At 54.7% G+C, this 17641-nt stretch carries 15 protein-coding genes; 13 read left to right on the top strand and 2 right to left on the bottom strand.

All coding sequences use genetic code 11. The annotated features are described in order from the left end of the window. Window positions 1-330 precede the first annotated feature (330 nt). The 4 genes from yfbV (at window position 331) to ACOTXT_RS02890 (ending at window position 3951) form a co-directional block, all read left to right on the top strand. Window positions 331-786, top strand: coding sequence for a terminus macrodomain insulation protein YfbV (gene yfbV, locus ACOTXT_RS02905; RefSeq protein WP_008502875.1), 456 nt, complete (start codon window positions 331-333; stop codon window positions 784-786). A 91-nt stretch (window positions 787-877) separates the two neighbouring features. Beyond that, window positions 878-1372 carry a YfbU family protein gene (locus ACOTXT_RS02900; protein WP_008502874.1) on the top strand — a complete coding sequence of 165 codons (495 nt, stop codon included), beginning with the start codon at window positions 878-880 and terminating at the stop codon, window positions 1370-1372. 11 nt (window positions 1373-1383) lie between these two features. Next, window positions 1384-2043, top strand: a complete 660-nt coding sequence (locus ACOTXT_RS02895; RefSeq protein WP_021241560.1) for a sugar phosphatase — start codon at window positions 1384-1386, stop codon at window positions 2041-2043. Window positions 2044-2118: 75 nt separating this feature from the next. After that, on the top strand, window positions 2119-3951 hold the full coding sequence (locus ACOTXT_RS02890) for an SLC13 family permease (RefSeq protein WP_021241559.1): 1833 nt from the start codon (window positions 2119-2121) through the stop codon (window positions 3949-3951). A gap of 80 nt (window positions 3952-4031) precedes the next feature. On the opposite strand, the gene yfbR is transcribed toward ACOTXT_RS02890, so the two are convergent. Further along, window positions 4032-4631, bottom strand: coding sequence for a 5'-deoxynucleotidase (gene yfbR, locus ACOTXT_RS02885; RefSeq protein WP_023344588.1), 600 nt, complete (start codon window positions 4629-4631; stop codon window positions 4032-4034). A 118-nt stretch (window positions 4632-4749) separates the two neighbouring features. Next, entirely contained in the window at window positions 4750-5964 is a 1215-nt protein-coding gene (alaA, locus tag ACOTXT_RS02880; protein ID WP_008500204.1) for an alanine transaminase AlaA, read from the bottom strand. Between the two features lie 938 nt (window positions 5965-6902). On the opposite strand from alaA, the gene lrhA reads away from it, so the two are divergent. The 9 genes from lrhA to nuoI all read left to right on the top strand — a co-directional run bounded on the left by lrhA (window position 6903) and on the right by nuoI (window position 17640). Beyond that, window positions 6903-7841: a transcriptional regulator LrhA gene (lrhA, locus tag ACOTXT_RS02875; protein WP_055321572.1), complete on the top strand. Its 939-nt coding sequence runs from the start codon at window positions 6903-6905 to the stop codon at window positions 7839-7841. A 630-nt stretch (window positions 7842-8471) separates the two neighbouring features. Continuing rightward, complete coding sequence (nuoA, locus tag ACOTXT_RS02870) at window positions 8472-8912, top strand: NADH-quinone oxidoreductase subunit NuoA (protein ID WP_006176516.1); 441 nt, start codon at window positions 8472-8474, stop codon at window positions 8910-8912. Window positions 8913-8927: 15 nt separating this feature from the next. Next, window positions 8928-9602, top strand: coding sequence for an NADH-quinone oxidoreductase subunit NuoB (gene nuoB / locus ACOTXT_RS02865; RefSeq protein WP_003861482.1), 675 nt, complete (start codon window positions 8928-8930; stop codon window positions 9600-9602). An 89-nt stretch (window positions 9603-9691) separates the two neighbouring features. Then, on the top strand, window positions 9692-11494 hold the full coding sequence (nuoC, locus tag ACOTXT_RS02860) for an NADH-quinone oxidoreductase subunit C/D (protein WP_008500207.1): 1803 nt from the start codon (window positions 9692-9694) through the stop codon (window positions 11492-11494). A 2-nt stretch (window positions 11495-11496) separates the two neighbouring features. After that, complete coding sequence (gene nuoE, locus ACOTXT_RS02855) at window positions 11497-11997, top strand: NADH-quinone oxidoreductase subunit NuoE (protein WP_008500208.1); 501 nt, start codon at window positions 11497-11499, stop codon at window positions 11995-11997. Then, window positions 11994-13331 (top strand): NADH-quinone oxidoreductase subunit NuoF, encoded by a 1338-nt coding sequence (nuoF, locus tag ACOTXT_RS02850; RefSeq protein WP_008500209.1) that lies wholly within the window; start codon window positions 11994-11996, stop codon window positions 13329-13331. Before nuoE ends, nuoF begins: the two co-directional genes overlap by 4 nt. A gap of 55 nt (window positions 13332-13386) precedes the next feature. Beyond that, a complete protein-coding gene (gene nuoG / locus ACOTXT_RS02845) occupies window positions 13387-16110 on the top strand; it encodes an NADH-quinone oxidoreductase subunit NuoG (RefSeq protein ID WP_055321571.1) in 2724 nt (907 codons plus the stop codon). Beyond that, a complete protein-coding gene (gene nuoH / locus ACOTXT_RS02840) occupies window positions 16107-17084 on the top strand; it encodes an NADH-quinone oxidoreductase subunit NuoH (RefSeq protein ID WP_055321570.1) in 978 nt (325 codons plus the stop codon). The genes nuoG and nuoH overlap by 4 nt, the downstream gene beginning before the upstream one ends. Before the next feature lie 13 nt (window positions 17085-17097). Further along, window positions 17098-17640 carry an NADH-quinone oxidoreductase subunit NuoI gene (gene nuoI / locus ACOTXT_RS02835; RefSeq protein ID WP_003861491.1) on the top strand — a complete coding sequence of 181 codons (543 nt, stop codon included), beginning with the start codon at window positions 17098-17100 and terminating at the stop codon, window positions 17638-17640. Window position 17641: the final 1 nt, after the last annotated feature.

The raw sequence follows: 17641 nt of genomic DNA, 5'->3' as shown, positions 1-17641 counted from the left end.
CCTATTATTGATACGTGGCTAAAAAAACGTCAGTGAGTCTAACAGCGTAACGCATGATGACCCGGACATTTATGATTAACATCATGCCAAACGAACATTGTGGCATGATGGAAGAAATAACTATGATTTTATGCCATTTTGCACAATTTTCAGCCAATGGCATAATATGCAATAATTTGACGAGCTAATGATTCTCGTCTAAGGCCCTATCAGGCTGGCACAGGATACCCGATACGGGGTAGTGATGACAAAATATTTTGAACGTTGTCATAGCTTGTTGTGGTTTTGCACGAAAATTTTAATTTTTATATGTGAAGTTGAGGTACAGCCATGTCGACACCAGAGAACCCGTCCGTTAATTTCTTTAGCCTGTTTCGTCGGGGACAGCATTACGCAAAGACGTGGCCGATGGAAAAGCGCCTTGCGCCGATGTTTATTGAGAATCGCACCATCCGCGCCACGCGCTATGCGATTCGCTTTATGCCGCCTGTCGCTATCTTTACGCTGTGCTGGCAGATTGCGTTGGGTGGACAGCTTGGTCCTGCCGTTGCCACGGCGCTCTTCGCATTAAGCCTGCCAATGCAGGGCCTGTGGTGGTTAGGTAAACGGTCCATCACGCCACTTCCCCCTTCTATTTTACACTGGTTTTATGAAGTGCGCGGTAAACTGGAAGAGGCCGGGCAGGCGCTCGCCCCGGTGGAAGGCAAGCCGGATTACCAGGCGCTGGCGGACACGTTAAAGCGTGCATTTAAGCAACTGGATAAAACATTCCTCGATGACTTGTGATTGATCATCGAAACGACCAAGAAAAGAGGGCACAGTAACAATCAGTTACCGTGTCTTTTTTTTAAGTGCAATGCGCTACAGGAGTCGAAAGATGGAAATGACCCATGCCCAACGTCTGATTTTGTCTAACCAGTACAAGATGATGACTATGCTTGATCCCGATAACGCTGCGCGCTACAGCCGCCTGCAAACCATCGTCGAACGCGGCTTTGGTCTACAAATGCGCGAACTGGACCGCGAGTTTGGCGAGCTGAAAGAAGAAACCTGTCGCATCGTGATCGACATTATGGAGATGTATCACGCCCTGCATGTGTCCTGGACGAATCTCAAAGATCAGCAGTCCATTGACGAGCGCCGCGTGACCTTCTTAGGTTTTGATGCCGCAACGGAAGCGCGTTATCTCAGCTATGTGCGCTTCATGGTGAATACGGAAGGACGTTATACCCACTTTGACGCGGGCACCCACGGCTTCAACGCGCAGACCCCGATGTGGGATAAATATCAGCGTATGCTGAGCGCGTGGCACGCCTGCCCGCGTCAGTACCATTTAAGCAGCAACGAAATTCAACAAATCATTAATGCCTGACGGAGGTGCGTGTGCAGTGTAGAGGTTTTCTGTTTGATCTGGACGGTACGCTGGTGGACTCGCTGCCGGTTGTGGAACGTTCCTGGTGCCATTGGGCTGACAGACATGGCATCGACCATCAGGACGTGCTGAATTTTATCCATGGCAAACAGGCCATTACCTCGCTACGGCACTTCCTGGCCGGACGCTCTGAGGAGGACATTCAGGCGGAGTTCAAGTACCTGGAACACATTGAAGCCACCGATACGGACGGCATCACCGCGTTACCGGGCGCGCGCGAACTGCTTGAGCATCTGAACGAGGCGCAGATTCCGTGGGCTATCGTCACCTCCGGTTCCGTGCCGGTGGCCCACGCCCGGCACAAGGCTGCAGGGTTGCCAACGCCGGACGTGTTTATCACGGCGGAGCGCGTGAAGCGGGGTAAACCGGAGCCTGACGCATTTTTACTGGGCGCTGAACTGCTGGGCCTGGACCCCGCAGAGTGCGTGGTGGTGGAAGATGCGGCGGCTGGCGTACTGGCCGGGCTGAACGCAGGAAGCCACGTCATCGCCGTTAACGTTCCGGCGGAATCTCCCCGCCTGGACGAGGCAGACCTGGTGCTGGATTCACTGACGGCACTGTCTGTTTCAAAAGCCTCTGACGGAGTTGTAACCGTCTCGCTAAAAATGTAATCCCATGATATGGCCCCACATTGCTGGGGCTTTTTTATGGCAAAATTCCTCATCTTCCACTGACAAGGATAGGTTGTGAACGGTGAACTGATTTGGGTCCTGAGCCTGCTTTTAATCGCCATCATTCTTTTTGCCACGGGCAAGGTACGCATGGACGCCGTCGCCCTGTTTGTCATCGTCGCATTCGTGCTCAGCGGAACGCTGACGCTGCCGGAAGCCTTCTCCGGATTTAGCGATCCCAACGTTATCCTGATTGCCGCCCTGTTTATCATCGGGGATGGTCTGGTGCGTACCGGCGTAGCGACCATTATGGGGGCGTGGCTGGTAAAAGTGGCGGGCAGCAGCGAAACCAAGATGCTGATCTACCTGATGGTGACCGTCGCCGGACTGGGGGCGTTTATGAGCTCCACGGGCGTGGTCGCCATCTTTATCCCGGTGGTGTTGAGTGTTTCCATGCGGATGCAGAGCTCGCCGTCGCGCCTGATGATGCCCCTGAGCTTTGCCGGGCTTATCAGCGGGATGATGACGCTGGTGGCCACGCCGCCGAACCTGGTGGTCAACAGCGAACTGATCCGGGAAGGATTTGAGGGCTTTAGCTTTTTCAGCGTCACCCCGCTTGGGCTGGTCATTCTGGTCATGGGCGTGGTCTACATGCTGCTGACCCGTTTTGCCCTGAAAGGTGAAAAACAGGACAAAAATAAAGAAGGATGGAAGCGACGCACCTTCCGCGATCTGATTAAGGAGTACCGCCTTACCGGGCGCGCGCGCCGTCTGGCGATCCGGCCCGGCTCGCCGATGGTGGGGCAGCGGCTTGATGACCTGAAGCTGCGTGAGCGCTATGGCGCGAATGTGATCGGCGTAGAGCGCTGGCGACGGTTTCGCCGGGTGATCGTCAACGTCAACGGGGTGTCGGAATTCCGCGCGCGTGACGTCCTGCTGATTGATATGTCCACCGCGGATGTGGACCTGCGCGAGTTCTGCAGCGAACAGCTGCTGGAACCGATGGTGCTGCGCGGGGAGTATTTCTCCGATCAGGCGCTGGATGTCGGCATGGCCGAGGTGTCGCTGATCCCGGAGTCGGAACTGCTGGGTAAAACCGTGCGGGAGATGGGGTTCCGTACCCGCTATGGCCTGAACGTCGTGGGGCTGAAGCGCGATGGCGTAGCGATGGAAGGGGCGGTGGTGGATGAGCCGATCCTGCTGGGCGATATTTTTCTCGTCGTCGGTAACTGGAAGCTGATTAGCCAGCTCGGGCAAAAAGGGCGTGATTTTGTGGTGCTCAACATGCCCGTTGAGGAGAGCGACGCCTCCCCGGCCCACAGCCAGGCGCCCCATGCGATTTTTTGCCTGGTATTGATGGTGGCGCTGATGCTGACCGATGAGATCCCCAATCCGGTAGCGGCAATCATCGCCTGCCTGTTGATGGGTAAATTCCGCTGCATTGACGCCGAAAGCGCCTATAAGGCCATTCACTGGCCGAGCATCATTCTCATTGTCGGGATGATGCCCTTCGCCCTGGCGCTGCAAAAAACCGGCGGGGTAGACCTGATCGTTAAAGGCTTAATGGACGTGGGCGGCGGGTATGGGCCGTACATGATGATGGTCTGCCTGTTTATCATGTGCGCCACCATCGGCCTGTTTATCTCGAACACCGCGACGGCGGTACTGATGGCACCTATCGCCCTGGCGATGGCGAAGTCCATGGGCGTATCGCCGTATCCGTTTGCGATGATGGTGGCGATGGCCGCTTCCGCGGCGTTTATGACGCCGGTCTCTTCACCGGTAAACACGCTGGTGCTGGGACCGGGGAACTATCGATTCAGCGATTTCGTGAAGCTGGGCGTGCCGTTCACCGTGCTGGTGATGGTGGTGTGCGTGGTATTGATACCGGTCCTGTTTCCGTTCTGAGCATTTTGCCGGGTGGCGGCTGCGCCTTACCCGGCCTACAAGCCCGTAGGCCCTGCAAGCGCAGCGCCGCTGGGCGAAAATCAGAGGGGAGAGTCCTGGCTGATCTCATCCAGCGATAAATGGAAGCTCGGTACAAACACCTGCATAAAGTAATCCATCTCTTCGCTGCGGCGGGATTCCAGCGTTTTTTCCAGGCGCGTTTTCGCCAGCAAGAATTCGTTATTCCCTGCGGACAACTCTTCGAGACACTTCAGATAGGCACACAGCGCGTCGGCCTGTTTGACCAGCGACTTCTCCTCTTCCGTGTACTGATGCTCGTTGATAAGCGGCTCGAAAATATCACGAAGCTCTTCGGGCACCATCTCAATCAGCTTCTGCTGGGCAATTTTCTCAATGGCCTTATATTCCTGCGCAATCTGCGAATTGAAATATTTCACCGGCGTAGGCAGGTCGCCGGTCAGCACTTCTGACGCATCGTGGTACATCGCCAGCAGGGCAATGCGTTCCGCATTAACCTGACCGTTGAATTTGCGATTTTTAATCGCGGCCAGCGCGTGAGCGACCATCGCAACCTGCAGACTGTGCTCTGACACATTTTCCGTACGGACATTGCGCATCAGCGGCCAGCGGTTGATGAGTTTCAGGCGGGAGAGGTGGGCAAAGAAATGACTCTGACTCATAGGTTACCTTTTGTCTTCACTGCGACAGGCGTTCATTGTGCGGGGAGGGGAGGCAAGATGCAAATTTGCGGATTTTGTAGGCCGGGTAAGCGCAGCGCCACCCGGCAGAAAGGCAACGTTACTGATGGTATCCTGAGAGGAAGCGGCCGAAACGGCTGATGGCCATTTCCAGGTCATCTTCGCGCGGCAGCGTCACGATACGCACGTGATCCGGCCACGGCCAGTTAAACGCCGTGCCCTGGACCAGCAGCACTTTTTCCTGCAGCAGGAAATCGAGCACCATTTTCTGGTCGTCGTGGATATTGAAGCGCTTTGCGTCAATTTTCGGGAACATATAGAGCGCCCCGTTCGGCTTCACGCAGGAGACGCCCGGGATATCGTTGATCAGCTCCCACGCGCGGTTACGCTGTTCGTACAGGCGTCCACCGGGCACGATAAACTCGCTAATGCTCTGATAGCCGCCGAGCGCGGTCTGGATCGCGTGCTGCGCCGGCACGTTGGCGCATAAACGCATGGAGGCCAGCATCTCCAGCCCTTCAATATAGCCTTTGGCGTGTTTTTTAGGACCGTTTAACACCATCCAGCCCTGGCGGAAACCGGCCACGCGGTAGGTTTTGGACAGGCCGTTAAAGGTGACGGTCAGCAGGTCCGGGGCCAGCGCGGCGATGGAATGGTGCTGCGCCGCGTCGTAAAGGATCTTGTCGTAAATTTCGTCTGCAAAGATGATCAGGTTGTGCTGGCGGGCCAGCTCGACGATCTCCATCAGCAGCTCTTTTGAGTAAACCGCGCCCGTCGGGTTGTTGGGGTTAATAATGACGATACCGCGCGTGCGGGGCGTAATTTTTGCGCGTATATCATCCAGGTCCGGGAACCAGTCAGAGGATTCGTCGCACAGATAATGCACTGCTTTACCGCTGGACAGTGATACGGCAGCCGTCCACAGCGGATAGTCCGGCGCGGGTACCAGCATTTCGTCCCCGCTGTTCAGCAGGGCCTGCATTGCCTGCACAATCAGTTCGGAGACGCCGTTGCCGATATAGATATCTTCAACGGTAACATCACGCATACCGCGTGCCTGGTAGTGCTGCATAATGGCTTTACGTGCGGAGTAAAGTCCTTTTGAATCGCAATAGCCTTGTGCAGTCGGAAGGTTGCGGATCACATCAACCAGAATTTCATCCGGCGCTTCAAAACCAAATGGCGCAGGGTTACCAATGTTGAGTTTCAGTACCTTGTTGCCTTCTTCTTCAAGGCGTTTTGCCTCTTTCAGAACCGGGCCGCGGATGTCATAACAGACGTTATCTAGCTTGCTGGATTTTTCGATAGGGGACATGAACCTTTAACCTTTTCGCTATTATTGCCGCTCCCTGCCGTGGAAGTCAGCACGGAATAATGTACTCCCCCCTCGCTTCGTTTTGAAGGGTGTGCAGGAGAAGATTTTGTGCCCGGAGAAAATTATTGATGAATCTTTTTCGCTGCGCGTACGCTTTTTCACTGTCTTAAAGTTGCGCGCTTAGCGAGAGGTTAGGTTAAATGTGCTATCCATTTGCCAAAATACTGTATAATGTGCTGTTAAAAATAAGTGGTAAGCTGGACAGAGGTGGCAATCACCCTGAGTGACTTTTCGTAAAACCTGAATGCTTGATGCCTGTTTCTGTAATAGCATACTGTGGATAAAAGTTACTCATGTGAAATTAATGTTAAGTGCCATTAATGAATAGTCTTAATCTAAATTAAAATTTATTTATTATTAACCTATAAAATGCAACTTTAGTTAATTTTAATAAAATTAGTTTAGAAGCTTAACATTCTTCTTTAATCCTTAATATTGCAATAAGACTTATAAATAAAGTGGATTTGGGTTAAGATGTCTTCAAGGAAAGCAGAGGACAGATGCACGTTTTTTGTATATCTGACACTGGTTTTCTGAATTAATTGATTGTTATTGTTAGAGTTATCTCTGGCTGGAATGTGTCGCACATCTCCTGCTACGTTGACAGCGCTGCGATACAGATGGCAGAAAAGGTGTTATACCTTTAATGTAATTTACATAAACCTGCGAACATCTAAATATCCTGAACGTTTAAGAGAATAAAAATAACGTCATGAAACGTGCTTTCTGACTGTTGATATAAAGCAGCACAATAACTATCTGTCAGGCAGTCTGCCGGGCCGGGATGCGAGGGAAAATCTTCAGAGGGAATTGCTTAACTGTACACACACAGCTTCAACCCGGGCAGCTCCGCACGAGCAACCTGAAAGTGAATAGATATGATAAATGCAAATCGTCCGATAATGAATCTCGACCTCGATCTGCTGAGAACGTTTGTTGCGGTCGCCGATCTCAACACTTTTGCAGCAGCTGCTGCCGCCGTTTGCCGAACTCAGTCCGCCGTCAGCCAGCAAATGCAGCGGCTGGAGCAACTGGTTGGTAAAGAGCTATTTGCCCGTCACGGGCGTAATAAGCTCTTAACGGAACACGGTATTCAGCTTCTGGGTTATGCCAGGAAAATTCTTCGCTTTAATGATGAAGCATGTATGTCATTAATGTTTAGCAACCTTCAGGGCGTGCTAACGTTAGGTGCATCTGATGAGTCGGCGGATACTATATTGCCGTTTCTTCTCAATCGCATCAGTTCGGTTTATCCGAAGCTTGCGCTGGACGTTAGCGTAAAGCGTAATGCTTTTATGGTTGAGATGTTAAATGAGAATAAAGTCGACCTGGTGGTCACCACGCATCGTCCCGGGCAGTTTGATTGCCTGACGCTGCGTACATCACCTACGCACTGGTATTGCGCGGCCGAATACGTGCTGCAAAAAGGCGAGCCGGTGCCGCTGGTGTTACTGGATGACCCGAGCCCGTTCCGCGATATGGTGCTGACGGCGCTGAATGAGGCCAATATTCCGTGGCGTCTGGCGTATGTGGCGTCGACGCTGCCAGCGGTGCGTGCCGCCGTGAAAGCCGGTCTGGGTGTCACCGCCCGCCCGGTAGAAATGATGAGCCCCGATCTGCGCGTTCTGGGAAAATCTGATGGCCTGCCTGCGCTGCCGGATACGGAATATCTGCTCTGCCACAATTCGTCCAGCCATAACGAGCTGGCAAAGGTGGTGTTCGAGGCGATGGAAAACTACCATAACCCGTGGCAGTTCGAGCGCGTTACCTCCGAAGGGGGGGATAATTCCCTGATCGTTGAGGGGGATTTTGAGTGATCGCCCGCTCAAAATTCTGGTAACAAAATGTAAGTGTAAAAAAAAGCCACTCGTGTGATTTTCACATGCAGTGGCTTTTTTTTAGCAATAATACCCGCGTATGCCGCGTGGATTTCCGGGATACCCTCTATTTATCAATAAGCTAAATGCTTTTGATTAAAACTCATCCGTTTTCCGTTCTAACTTCATCCATATCCCCCCTATGTTAAAAAAACAGGAAATATGTTGCCGTTTTCCAGGTTGAATTAACAAAAGCGTGTCGCAGATCAAGAAAATACTCCTATTTGGGGGGAGGAATCGTTGGCAAATCCTGTCAAAATAGGAGGGTTATTTTTTTTACTTCCGAAACGGACACGATTCAACAACATACATTTGACGGAAAGTCATGTACCCACCAGGGTTAAAGGGCACCAAATGTTAATGAGAATCGCTCGATGTAATTTAATGTGAAGAAACCTTTGTTAAAGTTGACAATAGGTTATAGAAAGGAGTAAAAAACCCCATCATTTTGCTGTCTACGTCTCATTTCTGACAGTTAGTGTAAGGTTATTTGTTCCTCCCCATGAATCGATGTGATGCCCATCTGCCAGCAAGAGCAGTGTCGTTGGTATCACTTTTGATGAGTAAGCAATGAGTATGTCAACATCCACAGAAGTCATCGCTCATCACTGGGCATTCGCAATCTTTCTTATTGTAGCCATTGGCCTGTGCTGCCTGATGTTAGTCGGCGGCTGGTTCCTGGGCGGTCGCGCCCGTGCAAGGCACAAAAACACACCTTTCGAATCAGGTATTGATTCAGTAGGTACCGCTCGCTTACGCCTGTCTGCCAAGTTCTACCTGGTAGCCATGTTCTTCGTCATCTTCGACGTGGAAGCGCTTTACCTCTTCGCGTGGTCTACCTCCATTCGCGAAAGTGGTTGGGTGGGCTTTGTCGAGGCCGCAATTTTCATTTTAGTGTTACTGGCCGGTCTGGTTTATCTGGTGCGTATTGGCGCGCTTGACTGGACGCCTGCGCGTTCACGTCGTGAACACATCAACCCGGAAAACAGTATCTCTAATCGTCAGCAGTAACAGCGAGGCAATAAGATGGATTATACGCTCACCCGCATAGATCCTAACGGTGAGAATGACCGTTACCCCCTGCAAAAACAGGAGATCGTAACCGACCCCCTGGAGCAAGAAGTCAATAAAAGCGTGTACATGGGCAAACTCGAACATGCCATGCACGATATGGTCAACTGGGGTCGTAAGAACTCCATCTGGCCTTACAACTTTGGCCTTTCTTGCTGCTACGTTGAAATGGTGACGTCATTCACTGCGGTGCATGACGTTGCGCGTTTTGGGGCAGAGGTACTGCGTGCTTCCCCACGTCAGGCTGACCTGATGGTGGTGGCCGGTACCTGCTTTACCAAGATGGCACCTGTTATTCAGCGTCTTTATGACCAGATGCTGGAGCCAAAATGGGTTATCTCCATGGGCGCATGTGCTAACTCTGGCGGTATGTACGACATCTATTCCGTCGTACAGGGCGTAGATAAATTTATCCCAGTGGATGTGTACATCCCGGGTTGTCCGCCTCGTCCGGAAGCCTACATGCAGGCGCTGATGCTGCTGCAGGAGTCCATCGGTAAAGAACGTCGCCCACTGTCGTGGGTCGTTGGCGATCAGGGTGTGTATCGCGCGAACATGCAGTCTGAGCGCGAGCGTAAACGTGGTGAACGTATTGCCGTCACCAATCTGCGTACGCCTGACGAAATTTAATTTGCGCCTGTAGGCCTGGAGAACACCTTCGCATATCACTACTCAAATAGCGCGAAGCCAGGCTCAACAGTCACCACGGACCATTTGCAATGGTGAACAATATGACCGACTTAACCGCGCAAGAAGCCGCCTGGCAGACCCGGGATCATCTGGATGACCCAGTCATTGGCGAACTGCGCAACCGTTTTGGGCCGGATGCCTTTACTGTTCAGGCTACCCGCACCGGGGTACCCGTTGTTTGGGTGAAGCGTGAACAATTGCTGGAAGTTGTCGATTTCCTCAAGAAATTGCCAAAACCATACGTCATGCTGTTTGACTTACACGGCATGGATGAACGTCTCAGAACGCACCGCCAGGGTCTCCCTGCTGCGGATTTTTCCGTTTTCTACCACCTGATCTCAATAGACCGTAATACGGATATCATGCTCAAGGTGGCATTGTCTGAAAACGACATGCATTTGCCGACGATCACCAAACTTTTCCCGAACGCCAACTGGTACGAGCGTGAGACATGGGAAATGTTCGGGATGACCTTCGACGGCCATCCACACCTGACGCGCATCATGATGCCGCAGACCTGGACCGGCCACCCGCTGCGTAAAGACTACCCGGCACGTGCTACCGAATTCGATCCGTTTGAGCTGACCAAAGCCAAGCAGGATCTGGAGATGGAGGCGCTGACCTTCAAACCGGAAGACTGGGGCATGAAGCGCGGTACCGACAACGAGGACTTCATGTTCCTCAACCTCGGTCCGAACCACCCGTCTGCGCACGGTGCTTTCCGTATTATTCTTCAGCTCGACGGCGAAGAGATTGTCGACTGCGTGCCAGACATCGGCTACCACCACCGTGGTGCTGAGAAGATGGGCGAGCGTCAGTCCTGGCACAGCTACATTCCGTATACTGACCGTATCGAGTACCTCGGCGGCTGCGTCAACGAAATGCCATACGTGCTGGCCGTTGAGAAACTGGCAGGCATTACCGTGCCGGATCGCGTTAACGTGATTCGCGTCATGCTGTCAGAACTGTTCCGTATCAACAGCCACCTGCTGTACATCTCCACGTTCATTCAGGACGTCGGCGCAATGACCCCGGTCTTCTTCGCCTTTACCGATCGTCAGAAAATCTACGATCTGGTAGAAGCCATTACCGGTTTCCGTATGCACCCGGCCTGGTTCCGTATCGGCGGTGTGGCACACGATCTGCCGCGCGGCTGGGACCGTCTGCTGCGTGAATTCCTCGACTGGATGCCGAAACGACTGGCCTCTTACGAGAAAGCCGCGCTGCGTAACACCATTCTGAAAGGCCGTTCCCAGGGCGTTGCTGCCTACGGCGCGAAAGAAGCGCTGGAGTGGGGGACAACAGGTGCTGGCCTGCGCGCGACCGGTATTGATTTCGACGTGCGTAAAGCCCGTCCTTACTCTGGCTACGAGAACTTCGACTTTGAAGTCCCGGTGGGCGGCGGCGTTTCCGACTGCTACACCCGCGTGATGCTGAAAGTGGAAGAGCTGCGCCAGAGTCTGCGCATCCTTGAGCAGTGCCTCAACAACATGCCGGAAGGCCCGTTCAAGGCGGATCACCCGCTGACCACGCCGCCACCGAAAGAGCGCACGCTGCAACATATCGAAACCCTGATCACCCACTTCCTGCAGGTTTCCTGGGGTCCGGTCATGCCGGCGCAAGAATCCTTCCAGATGATTGAAGCGACCAAGGGTATTAACAGTTACTACCTGACCAGTGACGGCAGCACCATGAGCTACCGTACTCGCGTGCGTACGCCGAGCTTTGCGCACCTGCAGCAGATCCCGTCCGCCATCCGCGGCAGTCTGGTCTCCGACCTGATTGTGTATCTGGGTAGTATCGATTTTGTTATGTCAGATGTGGACCGCTAATTATGCACGAGAATCAACAACCACAAACCGAGGCTTTTGAGCTGAGTGAAGCAGAACGTGCCGCCATTGAGCACGAGATGCACCACTACGAAGACCCGCGTGCGGCGTCCATTGAAGCGCTGAAAATCGTACAGAAACAGCGTGGTTGGGTGCCGGACGGGGCGATCTATGCGATCGCGAAAGTGCTGGGTATTCCGGCAAGTGACGTAGAAGGCGTAGCCACGTTCTACAGCCAGATCTTCCGTCAGCCGGTAGGCCGCCATGTGATCCGCTACTGTGACAGCGTGGTCTGCCACATCACCGGTTATCAGGGCATTCAGGCTGCGATTGAGAAGAAGCTCAATATCAAGCCGGGCCAGACCACGTTCGATGGGCGCTTTACTCTGCTGCCAACCTGCTGCCTGGGTAACTGCGACAAGGGGCCGACCATGATGATTGATGAGGACACTCACAGCCATCTGACGCCGGAAGCGATTCCTGACCTGCTGGAGCAGTACAAATGAAAACTGTAATTCGTACTGCTGAGACGCATCCACTGACCTGGCGTCTGCGTGATGACAAACAGCCGGTATGGCTCGACGAATATCAGAGCAAAAACGGCTATGCCGGTGCGCGTAAAGCCCTTGGCGGCATGGCGCCGGACGACATCGTTAACGCGGTAAAAGAGTCTGGCCTGAAAGGCCGCGGTGGTGCGGGCTTCTCCACCGGTCTGAAGTGGAGCCTGATGCCAAAAGACGAATCCATGAACATCCGTTACCTGCTGTGTAACGCCGATGAAATGGAGCCGGGTACCTATAAAGACCGCCTGCTGATGGAGCAGCTGCCGCACCTGCTGGTGGAAGGCATGCTGATCTCCGCGTTCGCGCTGAAAGCGTACCGTGGCTACATCTTCCTGCGCGGTGAGTACATCGAAGCGGCAGAAAACCTGCGTCGCGCGATTGCCGAAGCCACCGAAGCGGGACTGCTGGGCAAAAACATTCTCGGCACCGGGTTTGACTTCGAACTGTTCGTGCACACCGGTGCCGGGCGTTACATCTGCGGTGAAGAGACCGCGCTGATTAACTCCCTGGAAGGTCGCCGTGCGAACCCGCGTTCCAAGCCACCGTTCCCGGCAAGCTCCGGCGTGTGGGGTAAACCGACCTGCGTCAACAACGTCGAGACCCTGTGCAACGTTCCGGCTATCCTCGCGAACGGCGTGGAGTGGTATCAGGGCATCTCCTCAAGCAAAGATGCCGGTACCAAGCTGATGGGCTTCTCCGGCCGCGTAAAAAATCCTGGCGTCTGGGAACTGCCGTTCGGTACCACCGCACGCGAAATTCTTGAAGACTACGCCGGCGGCATGCGCGATGGCCTGAAATTCAAAGCCTGGCAGCCGGGTGGGGCAGGGACAGACTTCCTGACCGAAGCCCACCTTGACCTGCCGATGGAATTCGAAAGCATTGGTAAAGCAGGCAGCCGTCTGGGTACGGCGCTGGCGATGGCCGTCGACCATGAGATCGGCATGGTCTCGCTGGTGCGTAACCTGGAAGAGTTCTTCGCCCGTGAGTCCTGCGGCTGGTGTACACCGTGCCGTGACGGTCTGCCGTGGAGCGTGAAGATCCTGCGTGCAATCGAACGTGGCGAAGGCCAGCCTGGCGATATCGAAACGCTTGAGCAACTGTGTCGATTCTTAGGCCCGGGTAAAACCTTCTGTGCCCACGCACCGGGTGCCGTCGAACCTCTGCAGAGCGCGATCAAATATTTCCGCGACGAGTTCGAAGCAGGCATCAAGCAGCCGTTCAGCAATACCCATGCGATTAATGGGATTCAGCCGAACCTGCTTAAAGCGCGCTGGTAACGACAAGAATTTTGATTAACGCTCGGTTTCGACCGAGCCAACTGGAAGCATGCTAATGGCTACGATTCATGTAGACGGCAAAGAATACGAAGTCAACGGGGCGGACAACCTGCTGGAAGCTTGTCTGTCTCTTGGCCTCGATATTCCGTACTTTTGCTGGCATCCGGCGCTGGGCAGCGTCGGTGCTTGCCGCCAGTGTGCGGTGAAGCAATATCAAAACGCGGAAGACACGCGTGGTCGCCTGGTGATGTCCTGTATGACGCCAGCCACCGAAGGCACCTTTATTTCGATTGATGACGAAGAAGCGAAACAGTTCCGTGAAAGCGTTGTGGAATGGTTGATGACCAACCACCCGCACGACTGCCCGGTCTGTGAAGAGGGCGGTAACTGCCACCTTCAGGATATGACCGTGATGACCGGTCACAGCTTCCGTCGCTATCGCTTTACCAAGCGTACTCACCGTAACCAGGACCTGGGGCCGTTCATCTCTCACGAAATGAACCGCTGCATCGCCTGCTACCGCTGCGTGCGTTACTACAAAGATTACGCAGACGGTCAGGATCTGGGCGTGTATGGCGCACATGACAACGTCTACTTCGGTCGTCCGGAAGACGGTACGCTTGAGAGCGAATTCTCCGGTAACCTGGTGGAAATCTGTCCGACCGGCGTATTCACCGATAAAACCCACTCCGAGCGTTACAACCGTAAGTGGGACATGCAGTTTGCGCCAAGCATCTGCCAGCAGTGTTCGCTGGGCTGTAACACCAGCCCGGGTGAGCGCTACGGCGAACTGCGTCGTATCGAAAACCGTTACAACGGTACCGTAAACCATTACTTCCTGTGCGACCGCGGTCGTTTCGGCTATGGCTATGTGAACCTGAAAGACCGTCCGCGTCAGCCGGTTCAGCGCCGTGGCGACGACTTCATCACCCTGAACGCTGAACAGGCGATGCAGGGTGCGGCAGATATTCTGCGTCAGTCGAAGAAAGTGATCGGTATCGGTTCCCCGCGCGCCAGCATCGAAAGCAACTTCGCGCTGCGCGAGCTGGTCGGGGCGGAAAACTTCTACACCGGTATCGCTCAGGGCGAGCAGGAACGTCTGCAGCTGGTACTGAAAGTGCTGCGCGAAGGCGGTATTCATACCCCTGCGCTGCGCGAAATCGAATCGTATGATGCGGTTCTGGTGCTGGGCGAAGATCTGACGCAGACCGGCGCCCGCGCGGCTCTGGCGGTTCGTCAGGCGGTGAAGGGGAAAGCACGTGAAATGGCAGCGGCGCAGAAAGTGGCTGACTGGCAGATTGCGGCAATCCTGAACATCGGCCAGCGCGCGAAGCATCCTCTGTTTGTGACCAACGTCGACAATACCCGTCTGGACGATATTGCGGCGTGGACCTACTGCGCACCGGTTGAAGATCAGGCGCGTCTTGGCTTTGCCATTGCCCACGCGCTGGACAACAACTCACCGGCCGTTGAGCTGGATCGCGACCTGCAAAACAAGGTTGACGTGATTGTTCAGGCCCTGGCCGGTGCGAAGAAACCGCTGATTATTTCCGGTACCAACGCCGGTAGCGCAGAGATCATTCAGGCAGCAGCCAACGTGGCCAAAGCTCTGAAAGGCCGCGGTGCTGACGTTGGCGTGACCATGATTGCCCGTGCGGTGAACAGCATTGGTCTGGGCATGATCGGCGGCGGCTCGCTGGAAGCCGCGTTGAGCGAACTGGAATCCGGTTCCGCTGACGCCGTGGTGGTGCTGGAAAACGACCTGCATCGTCATGCTTCTGCCGCTCGCGTAGACGCCGCGCTCTCCAAAGCGCCGCTGGTGATGGTGATTGACCATCAGCGCACCGCGATTATGGACAAAGCGCACCTGGTGCTCTCTGCGGCAAGCTTCGCAGAAAGCGACGGTACCGTTATCAACAACGAAGGCCGCGCACAGCGTTTCTTCCAGGTTTATGACCCGTCTTACTACGACAGCAACACCGTGATGCTGGAAAGCTGGCGCTGGCTGCACTCCCTGCACAGCACCGTGCAGAGCCGTGAAGTGGACTGGACGCAGCTCGACCACGTTATCGACGCGGTGGTGGAAAAACTGCCTCAGCTGGCAGGCATTAAAGATGCCGCGCCTGAAGCGAGCTTCCGCATTCGCGGCCAGAAACTGGCGCGTGAACCGCACCGTTACAGCGGCCGTACCGCAATGCGCGCCAACATCAGCGTGCACGAACCGCGCCAGCCGCAGGATAAAGACACCATGTTCGCCTTCTCTATGGAAGGGAACAACCAGCCGTCTGCGCCGCGTTCGCAAATCCCGTTCGCATGGGCACCGGGCTGGAACTCCCCGCAGGCATGGAACAAGTTCCAGGCTGAAGTGGGCGGCTCCCTGCGCCACGGCGATCCGGGCGTGCGTCTGATTGAAGCCTCCGAAACCGGTCTGGACTTCTTCACCACCGTACCGGCGAGCTTCCAGGCGCAGGACGGTAGCTGGCGTATTGCCCCGTACTACCACCTGTTCGGTAGCGACGAGCTGTCCCAGCGTTCACCGGTCTTCCAGACCCGCATGCCGCAGCCGTACATCAAGCTCAACCCGGCGGACGCCGCGAAGCTTGGCGTTAACGCGGGCGCGAACATCGCCTTTAGCTATGACGGCCAGACCATCAGCCTGCCGCTGATTATTTCTGAAAGTCTGACAGCAGGGCAGGTCGGTCTGCCGATGGGTATGCCTGGCATCGCGCCGGTTCTGGCGGGTGCGCGTCTTGATAATCTGCAGGAGGCAAAAGCATGAGTTGGTTAACGCCGGATCTTATCGACATCCTGCTGAGCATTCTGAAAGCGATTGTTATCCTGCTGGTGGTGGTCACCTGCGGCGCGTTCATGAGCTTTGGTGAACGTCGTCTGCTCGGTCTGTTCCAGAACCGTTACGGACCGAACCGCGTGGGCTGGGGTGGTTCACTCCAGCTGGTCGCGGACATGATCAAGATGTTCTTTAAAGAGGACTGGATCCCGCGCTTCTCGGATCGCGTGATCTTTACTCTGGCACCGATGATCGCCTTCACCTCGCTGCTGCTGGCGTTTGCTATCGTTCCGGTCAGCCCGACCTGGGTGGTCGCTGACCTGAACATCGGCATTCTGTTCTTCCTGATGATGGCAGGTCTCGCGGTTTACGCGGTCCTGTTCGCAGGCTGGTCCAGTAACAACAAATACTCGCTGCTGGGTGCGATGCGTGCGTCCGCGCAGACGCTGAGCTACGAAGTGTTCCTGGGTCTCTCCCTGATGGGCGTGGTGGCGCAGGCCGGTTCATTTAACATGACCGACATCGTCAACAACCAGGCCGAGATCTGGAACGTGATTCCGCAGTTCTTTGGGTTTATTACCTTTGCTATCGCGGGCGTGGCGGTGTGTCACCGTCACCCGTTTGACCAGCCAGAAGCCGAACAGGAACTGGCCGACGGTTACCACATCGAATATTCCGGTATGAAATTCGGTCTGTTCTTCGTGGGCGAGTACATCGGTATCGTCACCATTTCCGCGTTGATGGTAACGCTGTTCTTCGGTGGCTGGCATGGCCCGTTCTTACCGCCGTTCATCTGGTTCGCGCTGAAAACCGCGTTCTTCATGATGATGTTCATTTTGATTCGCGCAGCGTTACCGCGTCCGCGTTATGACCAGGTAATGTCCTTCGGCTGGAAAGTGTGCCTGCCGCTGACGCTCGTCAACTTGTTGGTAACGGCCGCTGTCATTCTCTGGCAGCAGCCATAAGGGGCTATAGACCATGACCTTAAAAGAATTACTGGTAGGCTTCGGGACCCAGGTACGCAGTATCTGGATGATCGGCCTGCACGCGTTTGCCAAACGCGAAACCCGGATGTACCCGGAAGAGCCGGTATATCTGCCGCCGCGCTACCGTGGTCGTATCGTGCTGACGCGCGACCCGGACGGTTCCGAGCGCTGCGTTGCCTGTAACCTGTGTGCGGTTGCGTGTCCGGTTGGCTGTATCTCTCTGCAGAAAGCCGAGACGGTAGACGGCCGCTGGTACCCTGAGTTCTTCCGCATCAACTTCTCACGCTGCATTTTCTGCGGTCTGTGTGAAGAAGCGTGCCCAACCACGGCGATTCAGCTGACTCCAGACTTCGAGCTGGGTGAGTACAAGCGTCAGGACCTGGTGTACGAGAAAGAGGATCTGCTGATTTCCGGTCCGGGCAAATACCCGGAATATAACTTCTACCGGATGGCGGGTATGGCAATCGACGGCAAAGATAAGGGCGAAGCAGAGAACGAAGCCAAGCCTATCGACGTCAAGAGCCTGTTACCGTAAG

It is taken from the genome of Enterobacter cloacae complex sp. IR5422, from assembly GCF_049238165.1.
In the GTDB taxonomy this organism is placed as follows: Bacteria; Pseudomonadota; Gammaproteobacteria; order Enterobacterales; family Enterobacteriaceae; genus Enterobacter; species Enterobacter roggenkampii.
This window is presented reverse-complemented; position numbering and strand designations above follow the sequence as displayed.